Origin of the sequence: Streptomyces sp. NPDC093225 (genome assembly GCF_044753805.1) — a bacterium.
GTDB lineage: Bacteria > Actinomycetota > Actinomycetes > Streptomycetales > Streptomycetaceae > Streptomyces.
In genome coordinates this window covers 51,987-71,069 of record NZ_JBIVNX010000036.1, presented here as the reverse complement: position 1 = coordinate 71,069, position 19,083 = coordinate 51,987, and the positions used below count along the sequence as shown (strand labels likewise).

General features: G+C 68.2%; 11 protein-coding genes, 1 tRNA gene and 1 pseudogene. 8 read left to right on the top strand and 5 right to left on the bottom strand.

Going from position 1 to position 19,083, the window contains the following annotated elements:
• Positions 1 to 254 precede the first annotated feature (254 nt).
• Positions 255 to 1,595, top strand: coding sequence for a cytochrome P450 (locus ACIQCH_RS27630; protein ID WP_402585177.1), 1,341 nt, complete (start codon positions 255 to 257; stop codon positions 1,593 to 1,595).
• Positions 1,596 to 1,789: 194 nt separating this feature from the next.
• On the opposite strand, the gene ACIQCH_RS27625 is transcribed toward ACIQCH_RS27630, so the two are convergent.
• From ACIQCH_RS27625 to ACIQCH_RS27610, 4 genes are all read right to left on the bottom strand, one after another.
• Positions 1,790 to 2,503 carry a M48 family metallopeptidase gene (locus ACIQCH_RS27625; RefSeq protein ID WP_402585175.1) on the bottom strand — a complete coding sequence of 238 codons (714 nt, stop codon included), beginning with the start codon at positions 2,501 to 2,503 and terminating at the stop codon, positions 1,790 to 1,792.
• Between the two features lie 18 nt (positions 2,504 to 2,521).
• Complete coding sequence (locus ACIQCH_RS27620) at positions 2,522 to 5,728, bottom strand: type I restriction endonuclease subunit R (protein WP_402585173.1); 3,207 nt, start codon at positions 5,726 to 5,728, stop codon at positions 2,522 to 2,524.
• Between the two features lie 89 nt (positions 5,729 to 5,817).
• A complete protein-coding gene (locus ACIQCH_RS27615; RefSeq protein ID WP_402585171.1) occupies positions 5,818 to 7,041 on the bottom strand; it encodes a restriction endonuclease subunit S in 1,224 nt (407 codons plus the stop codon).
• Positions 7,031 to 9,478 (bottom strand): N-6 DNA methylase, encoded by a 2,448-nt coding sequence (locus ACIQCH_RS27610; RefSeq protein WP_402585169.1) that lies wholly within the window; start codon positions 9,476 to 9,478, stop codon positions 7,031 to 7,033. Before ACIQCH_RS27610 ends, ACIQCH_RS27615 begins: the two co-directional genes overlap by 11 nt.
• A 678-nt stretch (positions 9,479 to 10,156) precedes the next feature.
• Here ACIQCH_RS27610 and ACIQCH_RS27605 point away from each other — a divergent pair.
• Complete coding sequence (locus ACIQCH_RS27605; RefSeq protein WP_402585167.1) at positions 10,157 to 11,248, top strand: IS630 family transposase; 1,092 nt, start codon at positions 10,157 to 10,159, stop codon at positions 11,246 to 11,248.
• 55 nt (positions 11,249 to 11,303) lie between these two features.
• A pseudogene (locus ACIQCH_RS27600) lies at positions 11,304 to 12,830 on the top strand (IS701 family transposase).
• Between the two features lie 239 nt (positions 12,831 to 13,069).
• Here the strand turns inward: ACIQCH_RS27600 and ACIQCH_RS27595 are convergent.
• A tRNA-Arg gene (locus tag ACIQCH_RS27595) sits at positions 13,070 to 13,141 on the bottom strand.
• A 106-nt stretch (positions 13,142 to 13,247) separates the two neighbouring features.
• Here ACIQCH_RS27595 and ACIQCH_RS27590 point away from each other — a divergent pair.
• From ACIQCH_RS27590 to thrC, 5 genes are all read left to right on the top strand, one after another.
• A complete protein-coding gene (locus ACIQCH_RS27590; RefSeq protein WP_402585165.1) occupies positions 13,248 to 13,733 on the top strand; it encodes a response regulator in 486 nt (161 codons plus the stop codon).
• Between the two features lie 199 nt (positions 13,734 to 13,932).
• The gene (nrtL, locus tag ACIQCH_RS27585; RefSeq protein ID WP_402585163.1) at positions 13,933 to 15,009 is read left to right on the top strand and encodes an ArgS-related anticodon-binding protein NrtL; all 1,077 of its coding nucleotides are present in this window, start codon (positions 13,933 to 13,935) and stop codon (positions 15,007 to 15,009) included.
• 15 nt (positions 15,010 to 15,024) lie between these two features.
• Positions 15,025 to 16,416, top strand: coding sequence for a diaminopimelate decarboxylase (lysA, locus tag ACIQCH_RS27580; protein WP_402585161.1), 1,392 nt, complete (start codon positions 15,025 to 15,027; stop codon positions 16,414 to 16,416).
• A 153-nt stretch (positions 16,417 to 16,569) separates the two neighbouring features.
• A complete protein-coding gene (locus ACIQCH_RS27575) occupies positions 16,570 to 17,859 on the top strand; it encodes a homoserine dehydrogenase (protein WP_402585191.1) in 1,290 nt (429 codons plus the stop codon).
• 7 nt (positions 17,860 to 17,866) lie between these two features.
• On the top strand, positions 17,867 to 18,937 hold the full coding sequence (gene thrC / locus ACIQCH_RS27570; protein WP_402585159.1) for a threonine synthase: 1,071 nt from the start codon (positions 17,867 to 17,869) through the stop codon (positions 18,935 to 18,937).
• Positions 18,938 to 19,083: the final 146 nt, after the last annotated feature.

Below are 19,083 nucleotides of genomic sequence, written 5' to 3'. Positions count from 1 at the left end.
CCCGTACGTGGGGTTGGGCTGGGCCCGGTCAGTCTGAACCGGACAAACCAGGACCTTGCGGGCGCCACACCGGCAATCGGCGCACACGTACTCCGTACGAAGGGTCGTACCCGGGTCCGTGTGCCCGCCGACCGGGGGACGCCGGGCCCTTCCGGCGTGCGCCAATCCGGTACTCCTGGACGGGCGGGGGCGGCGTACGGCCGGGCTGCGGGAACACATGGCGGCGTTGCAGCGACGACGCCGGGAGACCCGCCATGACCGAAGACCGGACCACCACCGCCCCAGCGCACCCCGAGCGCGACGGCCACCGGCCGGCGAACGTCGGCGGCTGCCCCGAGTCCCACGCCCACCCGCCCACCGGCCCGGACCGGACCACCGCGGCCCACCCGCCCGGCGGAGGCGGGGACCAGGTCCACACCTGGCCCCTCGACGACTTCGAGGCGCTGGACTTCGACCCGTTCCTCGCCGACCGGCTGCGCGACGCGCGGGCCGTCCGCATCCGGCTCCCGTTCGGCGAGGGCGACGCGTGGCTGATGTCCCGTTACGCCCACGTCAAGGCCGCCACCACCGACCCGCGCTTCAGCCGGTCCGAGCTGGTCGGCCGTACCGTGACGGCCTCCTCCCCGCACGCCATCGCCTCGCAGCAGGCCTCGCTCAACTACGCCGACCCGCCCCGCCTGAACAACATGCGCCGCGTGGTGGCCCGCGCCTTCACGGGCAAGGCCATGCAGCGGCTCCGGCCCCTGGCGCAGGCCACGGTGGACGGGCTGCTGGACGCGATGGAGCGCTCCGGCAAGCCCGCCGACCTGGTCGAGCACCTGCACGGGCCGTTCCCGCTCGCGGTGGTCAGCGACCTGCTCGGCATGCCGGCCGCGCTGCGCGCGGACATGGTGTCCTGGGCGAACATCGCCATGACCCCCGGCCTCGCGCCCAAGGCCAGCACCGACGCCCTGGCGACCGTCCGCGAGACCATCGTCAAACTGCTCGCGCTGCGCCGCGCCGAACCGGCCGACGACCTCGCGGGCGTACTCGTCGCCGCCACCGACGCGGGCGAGATCACCGAACCCGAGGCGATCTCCCTGGCCACCGCGATCCTGGTCAGCGGCACCCACGCGGTCCGCAACAACAGCGCGAACATGATCTACGCCCTGCTCACCCACCCCGAGCACCTGGCCCGGCTGCGCGCCGAACCCGACCTCATCCCGCAGGCCGTCGACGAGCTGCTCCGCTTCATCCCGCACCGCAGCGGCGTCGGCCTGCCCCGCATCGCCACCCAGGACGTCGAGATCGCCGGCGTCACCATCCGCGCCGGCGAGGCCGTCTACTCCTCCTACCTCGCCGCCAACCGCGACCCCGAGGTCTTCCCCGACCCCGACACCCTCGACTTCGACCGGGGCCCGATCGCCCACATGGCCTTCGGCAACGGCCCGCACCACTGCGTCGGCTCGATGCTGGCCCGCATGGAGTCCGAGCTCATGCTCAAGACCCTCCTCGACCGCTACCCCGACCTCGCCCTGGCGGTCCCCGCGGACACCCTCACCTGGCAACCCGGCGCCCTCATCCGCGGCCCGATCACCCTCCCCATCACCTGGTAACCACACCCCCGAACTCTCCAAGCCCCCGCCTCAACCCCCCACCCGAGGCGGGGTCTCGGCCTCACGGTCCGTCTGGCCTGGGCCGGGGTGCGGGCCCGCTGGTTCAACCCGCTTCAGCCGGCCTGCGCATTGTCATCCGTCCGTGAGTGGGCCATGAGACCGACGAGAGGCTGACATTGCAGACGCCACACTGCTCATCGGCCTTCATCGGGTAGCCAGAGTCCGGGGCCGATGCGGCGAAGTCGTTCGCGTCGGTCCTGGTAGCCGGGCATGGCCCGTTCGACCAGGCGCCAGAATTCCGAGCCGTGGTCTCCTCGCTGCAAATGGGCCAGTTCGTGCACGAGTACGTAGTCGATCAATGTGGGGGGCAGTTGCATCGTGGCCCAGTGGATGTTGAGGTGTCCGTCAAGAGAACAGGACCCCCACCGGTAGCCCAGCGGCCGTACCCGTAGGCCAGCCCACTCCGCCTCGCAGCCCATGCGGGACGTCCAGGGCTGTAGACGGCGCTTCAGCCAGGGTTCGCCCACCTCGCAGTACCAGCGAACCAGCTCCCTTGCGCCGCCGTCCTTCCCCAGCTCCAGGCGGCCACGTACGAGTCGAACCCGACTTCCCGGTTCGACGATCCGCAGCCGATAGGACCTGCCGAGGTAGGAGAAACCCTCTCCGGACACGTATTCCCGGGCGGGCATGGCCTCGCCGAGCTCCTGGCGCTCGGCGATCTTGCCGTACAGCCACGAGCGCTTGGCCTCGATCACTTTGATCAGTTCGACACGGGAAACCTGCGACGGAGCGACCGCGGAGACCGAGGCGTCGCGCTCGACGGTGAGCAGCACGCTTTTCCGGCGATCGCTGACGAACACGGAGACCTCAAGATCACCAACTTGCAACATCCCAGGGAAACCGCTCACGGCACCAGCATGCCAGCGTCAGCCACGGCGTATGCGCCCCCGGTTGTGCCTGATCACGTCCAGGAGCTTTCCGGCAAGCTGATCAAGCTGCTCGTAATCTCCCAGCTCTCGCTGGTAGAGGCTGCTGAAGATTCCGAGCCGCAGGTCTTCCTGATCCACTCGTTTCATCCAGAAGTCGCGGCGATGGATGGTCTGCGTCGCCATTTCGAGTATCTCTCGGGCCGCCTCGGCATAGCGCAACTCGTGTACGTCCTCGACGGAGGTGGCCAGCTCGCTCAGAATCAGTCCGTACAACCTGGTCTCCACCTCGCCGAGGCCGTGCGGGTTCTGCTGCGGATCCTCCGTTATCTCGGTGATCAGGCCGCGAAGGGCGAGCACCTGCTGGTCCCACTCGTCCTTCAGCTCGGTGATGATCCGATCGAGTCGCTCACTCAGCAATTGGTAGCGCGCCGGGTCCTCGCCGCGATGCACCGTGATGTGGTGCCGGATGGCGTGCTCCATCTCGCTGGCCTTCGCCCGGGAGCCGCCGGTCATTGCCTCGACGCGCTCGGCGAAATTCGATGAGGTCAGCGCGATCGGCGGCAGCTGCTGTTCGATACCGAGTGAGGTGATGTGCTCATCGATCAACACCCGGATCTTCGCTCCGTATGCTGCCGCGTCGAACTCGCCGTGGTCGATCCTGTAGCGCCGCGTCGCGGTCACCTTGATGACCACGAAACGCTTCAGATCCGAGAGGTAGGGCTTCGCTGCCGGATCGGGCAGCACGGTGTTGATGGTTTTGGCGAACCGGGTGAGCTCGACGTTGAACCGGTCCCGTTTCTCGGGTTCGACGAGCTCCTGCACACAGCGTTCGACGTCCTCTGGGTCGTGGAACATGCGCCGCAACCGCCGGTACTGGGGGTCCAGTTTGTTGATCTCGGCATGGGAGTTCCGCAGCACCTCTGCCACGTCAGCTCTGTCGTCGGTGTCGAAGTCCTCCGAAGCGAAGATCTGCAGAGCTTCCACCAGGTTCTGTGCGACGCCGCGGTAGTCGACAACCCAACCGCACTCCTTGTGGTCAGCGGTGCGGTTGACGCGCGCCACTGCCTGCAGCAGATCGTGCTCGGCCAGCTTCCGATCCAGATACATCACCTGCTCGATCGGGGCGTCGAATCCGGTGAGCAGCATGGACTTCACGATGATGAAGCCGATGTCGCTTTCGCCGAAGGGTCGGGTGAAACCCCCGATCCGGGCCTTCTGTTTGACCTCGTCGGTCCACTCGGCATATCGGTTCTCGTCCGCAGCGTCTCCTTTTGAGATCACCGGAACGAAGTCCATCCGCCTGAGCACGTCCAGATGGGCATGCGCCCTAACCAGCCGCGCCTGAGCAGGGCGCAGTTCCTCGGCCGGCCTGTCGAGTAGAGGCTCGGGGAGCTTCTCCACTGCAGCCACGAGCTCGTCCCGGGCGGCTGTGAGCGCCTCACGGTAACGCAGGGTTGAGTCCCGGTCGTCTGCCACCAACTGCGCCTTGAAGCCGTCTGCCAGCACCTTGTCCACGTAGTGCCGCAGCATGTGCTTGGCCTTGACGTCGATGAGCTGCTGCGCGCCAGAGACCCGTCCCTTGGTTGCCCAGCGCCGCTGGAGTTGTTCACGCTCCTCCTGGCTGAGGTCCTCGAACTCGTCCTCGAAGATCTCGTCCAGATCCTGCCCGTCTCGGACGGCTGCCTTGATCTTGATTCCCTCGTACAGGATCGGCACGATCACGCCGTCCTGCTCGGCCTCTCTGAGCCGGTACTTGTCGATGAACGGGCCGAACAGCTCGAGGCTCGTCTTGCGCTGCCCCTTGCGCGTCATGATCGGTGTTCCCGTGAAGCCGACCCTGGCCGCATTCGGCAGTGCCTCACTCAGGTTGGCACCCAGGGCGGCCGTGTGCGAACGGTGCGCCTCGTCGATCAGCACCAGGATCGACTCGTCACGGTTGACCTCACCCAGCCCGGTTCGAACGGTCACTCCCCGCCCGGCGGCTCCGCTGTCCTGGTTCTTCTGGATCATCACGAAGACCACGCCGGGACCGTGCCGGCCAAGGAGGGTCCGGGCGCGGGACGCCGACCTCGCCGTGTCGACCTTCTCACCGCTGAGCTGCATGGTGGCGCTGAGCTGGTCCTGCAATTGGGTGCGGTCGGTGACGACCACGACCTTGATGTCAGCCAGGTCGTCGAATGAGCGCAGTCGGCGGACCAGGAAGGTCATGGTGAGGCTTTTCCCCGACCCCTGGGTGTGCCAGACGATCCCGCCCCGCCGGTCGGCGTGTCCGTCCTGGCTACGGGTCTTTCCGGTCCGCAGTCGGTGGACGGTCTTCTCCACGGCGCGGAACTGCTGGTAGCGCGGGGCCACCTTGACAGTCCTGCCCTCGTCGGTGGTCATGAACGTCACGTAGTCGTACACGATCGCCAGCAGCGCGTCCGGACGGAACACCCCCGCTGCCAGAATTTCCTGTCGGCTCAGGCTGTCGGCGGATTTCCCCAGCCGGACGCTGAGTTCCTCCGCGCGCAATGGGTACGGGTCACGCCACGGCACGTAGTGTTCGTAGTCCGCGGTGAAGGTGCCGATCCGCGCATCCTCGCCGCTGGTGACGACGGTCAGTTGCACCGTGTGGAAGAGCTTCTGGTTTCCGGTACGGATCTCGCTCGGTACCTGCTCGGAGTACCGGCGAATCTGCCCGACTGCTTTGGCCAGGGTGCTGGTCCTTGGCTCTTTGCACTCGATGACGACCAACGGGATACCGTTCACGAACAGGACCAGGTCGGGCACGATCTGATGGTGTCCGCCGGGGACGTCCACCCGGAACTGACTGACCACGGTGAACCGGTTGTTCGATGGGTTGCGCCAGTCGACGAAGTGTGCCACTTGGCTCTTGCCGCCGTCCCAGTCGGGCCGACCCTCGACAGGCACTCCGTCGAGCAGCAGCCTGGTGGCCAGCTGATTGGCCTCGACTAGACCGGGGGCGGAGATCCTGGACAGAGCGCTGACCAACGAGTCGAGCTGTGTTCCATCCAGCCATTCAGCCCCATTTGGGTCACGGTTGATTTGGCGCAGGGCGTCCCGCAGTCGGTCCTCCAACAGAACCTCGTGAAAACTGCTCCTCCCAGAATCGCGTGGATCCCTCGGGAGAACCGCGTCCAGCGGAGCGCCTGCCAGGTGTTCCCAGCTCATCCCCCGGAGCTGCTCCACAAGAGGACGTTCCACCAATGAGTGTTCCAATCGATCCACTTACGAGTCCGCCCCCACTCCGTGAAATCCGTCTGACGTATGAAACTGCTTCACTCGGGCGCCTCTCAGGCCACGCGCCTGCGCCCCGTCAGCAAGTCCTCTATTACACCTTGCTTGAGCAGAGAGGACTTTCGCCTCTCCTCGTCGTGGCATTTGATCTCGTGCGTCAGCGCGTCGACGATCGTAATAACCCGGTCCTGCTCGTGCAGCTCAGGGACCTGCACGAGCAACTTCTGTACCGATGCGCCACTGACCTTGACCATGCTCTCGGAAGTCCCCTGAGAAATAGCCTGGATCTGTCGCCGAACGGCCGCGCTCCGCAGCACCAGTTCCAGGAACTTCGATCGGCATTCAGGCTTGGGCGTCAGACGCATCATGAGGTCGGGGTAGATGCAGGGTGTTCCGACGCTTCGGTAGATGCCGGCAAGGCCGACCAGATCCCTCGTGTTCGCGCGGCTCATCAACAGGTCGCCGTCGGTGAGCAGGGCGGCGGTGTTCCGTCCGGCCTGTCTGGGGACGTGCTTGAGTTGACGCGGCACGAATCCCGCATCGGTGAGACAGCCGAGGCCGAGTGCCTGGACCCCTGTCCATTCATCGGTCTCCTTCGGCGAGTATCCGTTCTTGGGGGAGTGGAGGAGCTGATCCCCCAGCCGGCTTTCGGCGACGGTCACTTCGGCCAGCAGCCCCTCGACCAGGCCCGCACGTCGCAACCTGAGCTTCTCTACGATCTGTCCCTGCCAGAGGATCCGTTCGTCGAGGGCGTCGAGCACGTCTGCGATCCGCTGCTGCTCCCGGCCTGGCGGAACGGCGAGCGGACAGCTCAGCAGGGCGCCATTGGCAAAATTGACCTGCGACTCGGCCATGCCGGTCGTCCGCTCGTCGAGGTAACGCTGAGAAGCGGGCAAGGAGAGCAGACCGGCGAGGACCTTTGGGATCACGCGCTTCGGATCCGGACGCAGAAGCACCATCTTGCCGGAGACGATGAGACGCGCCGGGGACCGGTCGACGTGGGCCACCACACCGACTCGGTGACGTGGCCCGGCCTTGGTCACTATGACGTCCTGACTCCTGACTTCGAGGCTGTGGTTTCCCCAGTACTCGCGGGGTAGCAGCTTGTGCGCCCGTGAATCCCAGCCGTCCCAGGTCACGGCGGTCGTCTTCAGCAGCCCCCACTCCCGATCGCCATGGATGTTCCGCTCTTCGCAGGTCGGGCTGGGGCCCGAGGCCGCATGGCTGACAAGATCCCGAACTGGATGAACCTCCCAGTCGGACGGAACGTCATGCGTCATATCCGAGCTCCTTCAGGTAGGAGTCCAGACGGCTGGCGGCCGCTTCACGTCGGGCTTCCAGCCCGCGTAGGGGCACCCCGTACTTGAGTGCCCAGGTGCGGAAGGTCGAGGTCATCAGACGGCGGGCGGCCGCGGTGCGGGAGCTGAGGCGAGCCGCGAGTTGCATGCTGAAGACGGTGAGGGCGAGATCACGGCGCTGGTCCGAGTCCAGGCCCATGGCCGCCACGCGCAGCCGAGGCATGAAGTCGCTCTCCAGAGTCCTCGCCTCTCTCCGCGAGGCAGCGACATCGGCCTTGAGCTGCTTCAGCTCGGAGGCCGGCAACTGTGGTTCCGCCGGCTCCTCCTCCTCGTCCTCGCCGTCGGCAGGCTTTGCGGTGGCTGCTTTGTACTGGGCGTTCAGCTCGGCGTACCTGGCCTCGGCCTCCTCCAGCTCTGCCAGGTAGTCCGGAATGAGCGCCGGGACGACGCGATGCTCGCGAGCCTTACGTTTCTCCGTGGCAATCTTTTGTTTGTCCCAGTACGAGGCCTCCTCCTCGTCCAACGCGAACGCCGACTCGATCGTCGTGATCCAGCCTTCGACAACGCCCTCGAATCCACGCTGGGCGAGTGTCTTGATGTCGTACTGCGTTTCGCCCCACCAGGCAGCCACGACCCCCGCGAGTTCGAATCGGTCGAGTGTTCCCAGCGAGAGTAGATCGGTTACGAACGAATCGAGCAGCTCGGCCCGAATTTCCATCACCCTGCGAGATTCGGGCAGCGCGACGAACTGCTTGCTGTGCCGCGCCCACCACCGGGCGAACGCCTCCTGTAGCCGCGCTTCCGCGGGCTCGGCGAGCTCCGGAAGCCGCTCCGCAGTCATCTCGCGACCTTCGGGCAGGAAATCGTAGTACTGGGGGTCCCTCTCCGAGAACAGGGTCGCGGGGTCGATGTCGAACACACGGTAAAGTTCTGCCTTGGCGCTCACCTCCCCCCTGGGAATGCCGCCGTGCAGATGGGCGCGGACGTCCTGGGGCTCAGGCGGCGGACTGTTGTCGACATAACGCCGAATGTTCAGGTTGAAATCGTTCTCCTGCAGCTCTGCGATGTCCACGACGCGCGCGAACCCGGGGATGTCGCGGTATTCGCGGTAGGCGGATACGATTTTCTCGGCGTGTTGCGCGTCGAGCTTGTTCTGTGCCTTTCCTGCAGTGAACTCCCGATCGGCGTTAATGAAAAGCACCTTGTTGTGTCGATCTTCGGGTCGACGCTGCGTGCCACGAAGGATCAGGACGCACGCAGGAATTCCGGTGCCGTAGAAGAGGTTGGGAGGCAGGCCGATGACGGCGTCCAGCCGGCCGGCGTTGATGATGCCCTCGCGGATCTCCTTCTCTTTACCGGCGCGGAACAGTACGCCGTGCGGCATCACTGTGGCACCGATGCCGTCGGGGGCCAGTACGGCGAGGACATGCTGGGCGAACATCAGGTCCGCCTTCTTCCCGGTCTCGGGTGCGAAGCCGTAGGTGAAACGCTCGGAGTGCTCCATACCCTCGAGGGAGTAGTTCTGCGAGAAGGGGGGGTTGGTGAGCACACGATGAAAGCGCATCAGCTCGCCATCCTCCTTGTGGAGGGGGTTGGCGAGGGTGTCGTCGTTCTCCAGGTCTGCGTTGAGCACACCGTGGAGAATCATGTTCATCTTGGAGATGGCCCAGGTGCCGCCGTTGTACTCCTGCCCGGCCAGGGTCAGATCCCGGTGGTCCTGGCCGCGCTCCTCGATGTACTCCTTGGCGTGGATGAGCATGCCGCCCGAGCCCGAGCAAGGGTCGTAGATGCGCATGCCGGGTTCCGGCCTGACGAGTCGAACCATCATTCGGACAACCTCGCGAGGGGTGTAGAACTCCCCGCCCTTCTTACCGGCCGAGTCGGCGAACTCGCCGATCAGGTACTCGTACGCGGCGCCGAGCAGGTCAGGAAACTCGAAGTCGTCATTGCGCAGTCGGTAGCGGTCGAAGTGGTCGATGAGCTGTTGCAGGCGCCTGTCGGGGATGGTCGACTGACCGACCTTGCGGGTGAAGTCGATGTGCTCGAGAACGCCTTCAAGCGCGGCGGAGTTGGCCAGCTCGAGCTCGTTCAACGCCTTGTTGAGAAGACTGCCCGCACCGCCCTTACGGGAGTTGTCCTTGATGTACTGCCAACGGGCCTTCTCGGGCACATAGAAACTCTCGCCATGGTAGAAGTTGGGCGCCTCGGACATCCGGTCGGCCTCTGGCTGCGGTTTACCCTGCGTCACCCACTTGTCCAGCAGCTGCTCGCGTACCACGTCGAACTGGTCGGAGGCCCGCTTCAGGAAGAGCATCCCGAAGATGTACTCCTTGAACTCGGAGGCATCCATCTTGCCGCGGAGGATGTCCGCAGCACCAAAGAGATGCCTTTCAAGTTGCGGCAACGTGAGCTTTCCCACTCGTGGCCTCTCCCCTTGATTGATCTTTCACGGCCCGTGAAGAGTGTCGCAGGTCAGGCGCGCTGTCCGCAGGAGTGATGGGGAACAGGTGCTGCAGCAGTGGCCGCGGGGATCCGAAGCGTTCCCACGATCCACGGACAGTCTTGGCCGCACGACGGGGTCAGGGTGAACAGCGTCCCCTCCGTCACAGGCCGACGTCACCCGGCGTCGCGGCCCTCGCCCACGTCGACGAAGCCCCGGACGCCAGAGGGGGCGCAACACGTACATGCCGTGGCAGGGCACAGCCTGGTAGAGGGCCTTTTAGGCCAGACCGTCGGCTTGGCTCGCCTGCCCCAGCGAGCTCGCCTACTGCCCCTCATGCTGCGTGGCCCCGTAGGCGCGGCTTCCGCTGCCACTCCACCCAGGTTCCGCAGCTTCGCTACCACCGTCGGGGCCCTCTACTGGGGGGAGAGGCAGGCAGCCTTCAAGCCGCCGAACACGTAGCCGCGTGTCTGGCGCTCCGGCTCAACGTCCTGACTCCGCAGCCTCGAAGGAGTGGTATGAGGTCGACGGATGTGTGTGGTCGATCCGCGTGACGGCGTCAGTGATATCATCCGCGAGCTCGCGGTCGTCCGGACCGGGGAAGACGAGGCCCTCCGGCCTAGTGAGCCTGAGTCAGAGATTCGTCGTTAGTCGGGTATGAGTCGTCCGGGTCCGAAGATTCCTCCGTTGTTGCTCACTGATGCCCAGCGAGCGGTGCTGCAGGACTGGTTGCGACGCCGGACGACGGCCCAGGCTTTGGCTCAGCGGTCGCGGATCGTGCTGGAGTGCGCCGAGGGCCACTCGATCATGGAGGTGTCGCGTCGGCTGCGGATCGCTCCGGACACGGTCCGCACCTGGCGACGTCGCTTCATCGAGCGGGGGCTGGACGGCCTGTGTGACGACCCGAGGCCCGGCGTCCCGAGGAAGATCACTGATGCCGATGTCGAGCGGGTCATCGTCAAGACGCTCGAGGAGACACCGAAGAACGCGACCCACTGGTCGACCAGATCGATGGCCGCGGCCACGGGAATGTCGCAGTCGACGGTCTCGCGGATCTGGCGGGCGTTCGCGCTTGCCCCGCACCGGTCACAGACGCTCAAGCTGTCCACGGATCCACTGTTCATCGACAAGGTCCGCGACGTCGTCGGCCTCTATCTCGACCCGCCGGAGAAGGCCCTGGTGCTCTGCGTGGATGAGAAGTCGCAGATCCAGGCCCTGGACCGGTCCCAGCCGGTCTTGCCGATGATGCCTGGTGTTCCCGAGCGCCGCAGCCACGACTACGTCCGGGCCGGCACCACCACCCTCTTCGCGGCCCTCGAGGTCGCCACCGGCAAGGTCATCCGATCCCTTCACCGCCGCCACCGGGCGGCGGAGTTCAAGAAGTTCCTCACGAAGCTCGACAAGGAAGTCCCGGCCGATCTCCCGGTTCATCTGATCCTGGACAACTACGCGACCCACAAGACGTCCGATATCAAGAAGTGGCTGCTGGCGCATCCGCGGTTTCACCTGCACTTCACGCCGACCAGCGCGTCCTGGCTGAACCTGGTCGAGCGGTGGTTCGCCGAGCTGACCCAGAAAAAGCTCAAGCGTGGCGCCCACCGCTCCGTCCAGGCCCTCGAGCGCGACATCCGGGCCTGGCTGGCCGACTGGAACGAGCACCCCAGACCGTTCGTCTGGACGAAGACAGCCGACGAGATCCTCGACAAAGTCGCCGCCTACTGCCACCGAATCTCTGACTCAGGTCACTAGTAGGGCTTTGTTAGCTGGTCTTGTCACGTCGGGTGTCTGGTAGTTCGCTGGCTGTATGAGGGCTGGGGAGCTTGCTGCGGTGCGGGGTGGGTTGGAGGAGTTCACCTCCGAGGTGTTCGCGCCGTTGGTGCGGCGGGATCAGCGGGCCAAGGGCTCGCTGTATCTGCGGGGACTACTGCTGGATGGCCGCAGGAAGTCGATGCAGCCGATGGCCGAACGGCTCGGTGTCGATCACCAGCAGTTGCAGCAGTTCATGACGTCCTCGACCTGGCCGGTCGACCGGGTGCGGGCGAGGCTGGCCTGGCGGGCGGTGGCCGCGGTGCGGCCGCAGGTGTGGGTGGTGGACGACACCGGGTTCCCCAAGGACGGCCGATCTTCGCCCGGGGTGGCTCGGCAGTACTCCGGCACCCTGGGCAAGGTCGGCAACTGCCAGATCGGCGTCTCCGTCCACGTCGCGTCCGACACCTCCTAGTGCCCGTTGTCCTGGCGTCTGTTCCTGCCTGCGGCCTGGGACGGTCCGCAAGCCGAGGCCCGCAGGCGGGCCTGCCGGATCCCCGACACCGTGCACCACCGACCCAAGTGGCAGCTCGCCCTGGACATGCTCGACGAACTCGCAGGGATCGGGCTGCGGCCTGCCGTGGTGGTCGCGGACACCGGTTACGGAGCGAACGCCGACTTCCGCCACGGCCTGGAAGACCGCGGCCTGGCCTACGTCTTGGGGCGGGCGGTCCTCGACTCGCTGAGGATCAAGCTGGACGGGACCGCCGCGGCTGCCGAGACCGTACGGCGGAAGCGGCGCACGCTGGTGAACGCCCTGCTCTACGCCGTCGACCTCGGTGAGTTCCGGGAGAGCCCGCTCGCGGCCGTCCGGTGGCAGAAGCCCAAGGTCTCCAACGAGGTGGATCCCCGGGTGGTGGCCAACCCGGAGCAGGCCCGTTCGCTGCTGCACGCGGTCTCGTACGTCGGCGGCTACCGTCGGGCCCGCGGCCGGCGCCTGGTGGGCCTCTTCGCCGGGATGTACTTCGGGGGCTTCCGGCCGGCCGAAGCCGTCGGGCTGTCCGAGCCTGACCTGACCCTCCCGGACTCGGGCTGGGGCACGGCACTGCTGCACCGGACCCGGCCCAGCGTTGGGAAGCAGTGGACCGACTCGGGGCAGAGCCACGACGACCGCGGCCTGAAGAACCGGCCCACGGAAGACGTCCGCCGGGTGCCGATCCCGCCCCAGCTCGTGTCCATCCTCCTCGAGCACCTGGACACCTTCGGCACGGCAGCGGACGGCCGGCTGTTCGCCAGTGAGGGCGGGGGAGTGGTGTCCTCCTCCATGTACTACCGGGCCTGGCAGGAAGCCAGGCTCCTCGCCCTGCCACCCGCCGTCGCGGCCACGCCGCTCGCCCACCGGCCGTACGACCTCCGGCACTCGGCGCTCTCCACCTGGCTCAATGCGGGCGTCGACCCGACCGAGGTCGCCGAGCGTGCCGGCAACAGCGTGGAGGTGCTGCTGAGTCGGTACGCGAAGTGCCTGGACGGTCGGCAGGAGGTGGCGAACCGCCGGATCGAGGACCTGCTGCGCGAGTACGAGTGAGCGTCGAGTGAGCGGGAAGTGATCTTGCGGCCGTGGCGCTGCCGAGGCCCCTGGGACGTGTCCTGGGGGCCTTCTCGTTTCCCCGGGCTGACCTGGGCCGATGGGCCAAGATCCTGTCCACGAATAGTCCACAGGGTCTGGCATAGGGCTGCCCACGGCGGCAGTTGGCCGCACATGCAAGAAGACCCCGTCCACGGCATCTCTGCTGGTGGCGGGGTCTTTAGGCACTTCCTGCGAAGTGCCCCCGGCAGGATTCGAACCTGCGCACACGGCTCCGGAGGCCGTTGCTCTATCCCCTGAGCTACGGGGGCGGGGTGTCGTCTCTCGGCGACGGACAGAACACTACCAGCTTCGGAGGGGTGATCAGGAACGGGTTTCGCAGGTCCGCGGGAGGTGGGTCGCCCGCACGGGGTGGAAGTGGGGAAAACCCGGACGCGGAGACCGGGGCGCACCTACTCTCGAGTTGTGCCAGGCGTGTCGGGCCGGGTGCTTGTTGTCGACGACAACAAGGTCATCCGGCAGCTGATCAAGGTCAATCTCGAGCTGGAGGGCTTCGAGGTCGTGACCGCGAGCGATGGTGCCGAGTGCCTGGACGTGGTGCACGAGGTGTGCCCCGACGTGGTGACCATGGACGTGGTCATGCCACGGCTGGACGGGCTCAACGCCGCCGCCCGGTTGCGGTCGGACCCGCGGACGCGGCACCTGCCCGTGGCCATCGTGAGCGCGTGTACGCAGTACGAGGTGGAGACCGGGCTACTGGCGGGAGTGGACGCGTTCCTCGCCAAGCCCTTCGAGCCGGCCGACCTGGTGGCGGTCGTGCGGCGGCTGATCGAGGAGCAGGGCGGCGGGCGGGACGAGGTCGCCGACGATCCGTCCGCGGGGGCGGGCACTCGTCAGGGGTGAAGCCGCCTCGGGTGTGAGTGGTCGCGGTCGCGGTCTCAACGTTGCGGTTCCGATCGTGGGTCGCGGTCCTGGTTGTGGCCTTGGTGGTGGGCTCGTCTTCCGGTTCGCTTTCTCCTTTTGCTGGTGTGGGTGCGGCGCCGGTTCCCACATGCCGAAACTGGTTCGCGGAAGGACCCCCCTCCTCCCATACGCTTGTCCCGTGACCCCCGCCGACCTCTCCCGCACCGTCGTGCGCGCCGTGCGCCACGCCGTCGAGCGGCGCGAGCTGCCCCGGGAGGCCGCCGTCGGGAAGGTGCTGGAGAGGGTGGTCGTCCAGCCGACCCGGCCCGGGGGAGTGGGGGACTACGCCACTCCGGTCGCGTTCGGTCTCGCCAAGGCCCTCGGGGGTGGTCCCGGGCCCCGGGACGTCGCTGAGGTGCTGGCCCGGTGGCTGGGGCGGGAGCCCGGCATCAGCAGCGTGGCCGTCACCGGGGGCGGGTTCCTCAACTTCTTCCTGGCCCCCGACGCCGGGCTCGTCGACGCCGTGCGTGACGCCGGCCCCCGCTACGGGTACGGGGACACCCTCGCCGGGCGGCGGGTGCCCGTACCGCAGGGGCCCGAGCCGCGGGCCCGGATGTACGGGGAGGCCGTCGCGGCGCTCGTACGGGCGCAGGGCGGCGAGCCGGAGGCCGGGGGCCCGGCGCCGGCCCCGCTGCGACGCGGCGACCGCGACGCGGCGGACCGGTTCGGGGGCGGGGCCGTGCGCTGGGCCGTTCTCGACACCCCCGCGGGCGAGACCCCCGACTTTCACGCGGTGCTGCTGCGCCAGCACGAGGACAACCCCTTCTTCAGGGTGCGGTACGCCCACGCGCGGGCTCGCACCCTGCTGCGGAACGCCGCCGACCTGGGCTTCCGGCCCACCGACGGATTCGAGTCCGATTCCGACGCCGGCCGCGCCGTCGCTGCCGTCGCCGGTGAGACCGCCGTCACCAGCACCGCCGCCGATGACGCCGGCACCCCCGCCCCCACCCTCCCGGACCCCGCGCTCACCCGCGCCCTCGCCGAGTACCCGCTCGTGCTGGAGGCGGCCGCGCATCACCGCGCCCCCGACCGGCTGACCAGGCATCTCGTCACCCTCGCCGATGCCCTGCTCGACGCCCAGCACGACGTACTGCCCCGCGGAGACGAGAAACCCTCGGTCGCCCACCGCTCCCGGCTCGCCCTCGCCGAAGCCGCCGGGACGGTGCTCGCGGGCGGCCTGTCCCTGCTCGGCCTCGATGCCCCAGAGTTTCTGTAGAGGAAGTACGAGATCATGAGCCGTTCCGCGCACCCCGCAGGGCCCCGCCACGGAGACGTCCTGCCGGAGAGCCACTACACCGCCCCGCCCGCCGACCTCAACGCCCTCGACGAGAAGGTCTGGTCGCGCACGGTACGCCGGGGCGACGACGGCGTCGTCACCGTCGCCGGACTCGAAGTGACCAAGCTGGCCGAGGAGTTCGGGACCCCCGCCTACTTCCTCGACGAGACCGACTTCCGCGAGCGCTGCCGCGCCTGGGCGCACGCCTTCGGCTCGGACGCCGACGTCTTCTACGCCGGAAAGGCCTTCCTCTCCAAGGCCGTTGTGCGCTGGCTGAAGGAGGAGGGGCTCAACCTCGACGTCTGCTCGGCGGGCGAGCTGAGCACCGCGCTGGCCGCCGAGATGCCGGCCGACCGGATCGCGTACCACGGCAACAACAAGTCCGTCCCCGAGATCCGCCGCGCCATCGAGGCGGGGGTCGGCCGGATCGTGCTCGACTCCTTCCAGGAGATCGCCCGGGTCGCGCACGTGGCCCGGGAGCTCGGCGTCCGCCAGCGCGTCCAGATCCGCGTCACCGTGGGCGTCGAGGCGCACACCCACGAGTTCATCGCCACCGCGCACGAGGACCAGAAGTTCGGCATCGCGGTCGCCGACGGGCAGGCCGCCGAGGCCGTCCGCCGTGCCCTGGGCCACGACAGCCTCGAGCTGATCGGCGTCCACTCGCACATCGGCTCGCAGATCTTCGACACCGCCGGCTTCGAGGTCTCCGCCCGCCGCGTCGTCCAGCTGCTCGCCGCGGTCCGCGACGAGCACGGCGTCGAGCTGCCCGAGATCGACCTCGGTGGCGGCCTCGGCATCGCGTACACGTCCGAGGACGACCCGCGCGAGCCGCACGAGATCGCCAAGTCGCTCCGCGAGATCGTCACCCGTGAGTGTGAGTCCGCCGGACTGGCCGTGCCGCGCATCTCCGTCGAGCCGGGCCGCGCCATCGTCGGCCCCACGGCCTTCACCCTCTACGAGGTCGGCACGATCAAGCCGCTGGAGGGCCTGCGCACGTACGTGAGCGTCGACGGCGGCATGTCGGACAACATCCGCACCGCCCTCTACGACGCCGAGTACAGCGTCGCCCTGGTCTCCCGCACCTCCGACGCCGAGCCCATGCTCTCCCGCGTGGTCGGCAAGCACTGCGAGAGCGGTGACATCGTCGTGCGCGACGCGTTCCTGCCGGCCGACCTGGCGCCGGGCGACCTGGTGGCCGTACCGGCGACCGGGGCGTACTGCCGCTCGATGGCGAGCAACTACAACCACGCGCTGCGACCGCCCGTGGTCGCGGTCCGCGACGGGGCCGCGCGTGTGATCGTCCGGCGCGAGACGGAGGAGGATCTCCTGCGACTCGACCTCGGATGAGGTTGGATTTTCCGGGGAAGGCCCCCGGGGGACCGAGATGGACGTCTCGGACTCTGGACAAGGGATGGAAAGTCCTGTCCAGTGCGTGAGACTGGTTCGGACCGTGCTTGCACCGGCAAGCCGGATTGTTGACGAAAGGCGTAGGTCGTGATGATGCGTACGCGTCCGCTGAAGGTGGCGCTGCTGGGCTGTGGTGTGGTCGGCTCAGAGGTGGCGCGCATCATGACGACGCACGCCGACGACCTCGCCGCGCGCATCGGCGCCCCGGTCGAGCTCGCCGGCGTGGCGGTCCGCCGCCCCTCGAAGGTCCGCGAGGGCATCGACCCGTCGCTGATCACCACCGACGCGACCGCGCTGGTCAAACGCGGGGACATCGACGTCATCGTCGAGGTCATCGGCGGCATCGAGCCGGCCCGCACCCTGATCACCACCGCGTTCGAGCACGGCGCCTCGGTGGTCTCCGCCAACAAGGCGCTGCTCGCCCAGGACGGCGAGACCCTGCACGCCGCCGCCGAGCAGCACGGGCGGGACCTCTACTACGAGGCCGCCGTGGCCGGCGCCATCCCGCTGATCCGCCCGCTGCGCGAGTCCCTCGCCGGCGACAAGATCAACCGGGTGATGGGCATCGTCAACGGCACGACGAACTTCATCCTCGACAAGATGGACTCCACCGGCGCCGGCTACTCCGAGGCGCTCGACGAGGCCACCGCCCTCGGGTACGCCGAGGCCGACCCGACCGCCGACGTCGAGGGCTACGACGCGGCCGCCAAGGCCGCGATCCTGGCCGGCATCGCCTTCCACACCCGGGTCCGCCTCGACGACGTCTACCGCGAGGGCATGACCGAGGTCACCGCCTCCGACTTCGCCTCGGCCAAGCGGATGGGCTGCACCATCAAGCTGCTCGCCATCTGCGAGCGGGCCGCCGACGGCGAGTCCGTCACGGCCCGCGTCCACCCGGCGATGATCCCGCTCAGCCACCCGCTGGCCTCCGTCCGCGAGGCCTACAACGCGGTGTTCGTCGAGGCCGAGGCGGCCGGCCGGCTGATGTTCTACGGACCCGGCGCGGGCGGTTCGCCGACCGCCTCCGCCGTCCTGGGCGACCTGGTCGCCGTCTGCCGCAACAAGCTCGCCGAGGCAACGGGGCCGGGCGAGTCGGCGTACACCCAGCTGCCGGTCAGCCCGATGGGCGAGGTCGTCACCCGCTACCACATCAGCCTCGATGTGGCGGACAAGCCGGGTGTCCTCGCCCAGGTGGCCACGGTCTTCGCCGAGCACGGCGTGTCCATCGACACCGTCCGCCAGCAGGGCAAGGACGGCGAGGCCTCCCTCGTCGTCGTCACCCACCGCGCGCCCGACGCCGCCCTCTCCGGCACCGTCGAGGCACTGCGCAAGCTCGACACCGTGCGCGGTGTCGCCAGCATCATGCGTGTTGAAGGGGAGTAAAGGACCCATGAGCAGCAATCGCACCCACCAGTGGCGGGGCATCATCGAGGAGTACCGGGACCGGCTTCCGGTCACGGCCACGACTCCCGTGGTGACGCTCCGCGAGGGTGGCACCCCGCTCGTACCGGCCCAGGTCCTCTCCGAGCGCACGGGCTGCGAGGTGCACCTCAAGGTCGAGGGCGCGAATCCCACCGGGTCCTTCAAGGACCGCGGCATGACCATGGCCATCACCCGGGCCAAGGAGGAGGGCGCCAAGGCGGTCATCTGCGCCTCCACCGGCAACACCTCCGCCTCGGCCGCCGCCTACGCGGTGCGCGCGGGCATGGTCTCGGCCGTGCTCGTGCCGCAGGGCAAGATCGCCCTGGGCAAGATGGGTCAGGCGCTGGTGCACGGCGCGAAGATCCTCCAGGTGGACGGCAACTTCGACGACTGCCTCACGCTCGCGCGCCGGCTGTCCGACAACTACCCGGTCGCACTGGTCAATTCCGTCAACCCGGTGCGCATCGAGGGTCAGAAGACCGCCGCGTTCGAGATCGTCGACGCGCTCGGTGACGCCCCCGACATCCACGTCCTGCCGGTGGGCAACGCGGGCAACATCACCGCGTACTGGCGGGGCTTCAAGGAGTACGCGGCCGACGGCCTGGCCACGCACACCCCCCGGATCTGGGGCTTCCAGGCCTCCGGTTCGGCGCCCATCGTGCGCGGCGAGCCGGTCAAGGAGCCGCACACCATCGCCACCGCGATCCGCATCGGCAACCCGGCCTCCTGGGAGTACGCCCTCGCGGCCCGCGACGAGTCCGGCGGCTTCATCGACGAGGTGACCGACCGTCAGATCCTGGCAGCCTACCGGCTGTTGGCCTCGCAGGAGGGCGTGTTCGTGGAGCCCGCCTCCGCCGCGTCCGTGGCCGGCCTGCTCAAGGCCGCCGAGCAGGGCAAGGTCGACCCGGGCCAGAAGATCGTGTGCACCGTCACCGGCAACGGCCTGAAGGACCCCGACTGGGCGATCGCCGGCGCTCCGCAGCCCGTCACCGTTCCGGTGGACGCCGAGGCCGCCGCGGTCCGGCTCGGCCTGGTCTGACGTAGGCCCCTCCCGACCGCCACGGGGCCCGCAGCGGGCCCCGCGGCGGTCGGGAACCGGTCGAGGGCGGCCGCAGGGCCGGTCGCCGACCGCCCCCGCACGACCGCCCCGCGGCCGGAGCGGAACGCCGCACAACGCCCCACGGG

Bases quoted from the DNA above. Each gene is read 5' to 3' on its own strand.
- ACIQCH_RS27630 (WP_402585177.1), top strand. From the start codon at position 255: ATGACCGAAGACCGGACCACCACCGCCCCAGCGCACCCCGAGCGCGAC.
- ACIQCH_RS27615 (WP_402585171.1), bottom strand. From the start codon at position 7,041: ATGACGCATGACGTTCCGTCCGACTGGGAGGTTCATCCAGTTCGGGAT.
- ACIQCH_RS27605 (WP_402585167.1), top strand. From the start codon at position 10,157: ATGAGTCGTCCGGGTCCGAAGATTCCTCCGTTGTTGCTCACTGATGCC.
- lysA (WP_402585161.1), top strand. From the start codon at position 15,025: ATGAGCCGTTCCGCGCACCCCGCAGGGCCCCGCCACGGAGACGTCCTG.
- ACIQCH_RS27575 (WP_402585191.1), top strand. From the start codon at position 16,570: ATGCGTACGCGTCCGCTGAAGGTGGCGCTGCTGGGCTGTGGTGTGGTC.
- thrC (WP_402585159.1), top strand. From the start codon at position 17,867: ATGAGCAGCAATCGCACCCACCAGTGGCGGGGCATCATCGAGGAGTAC.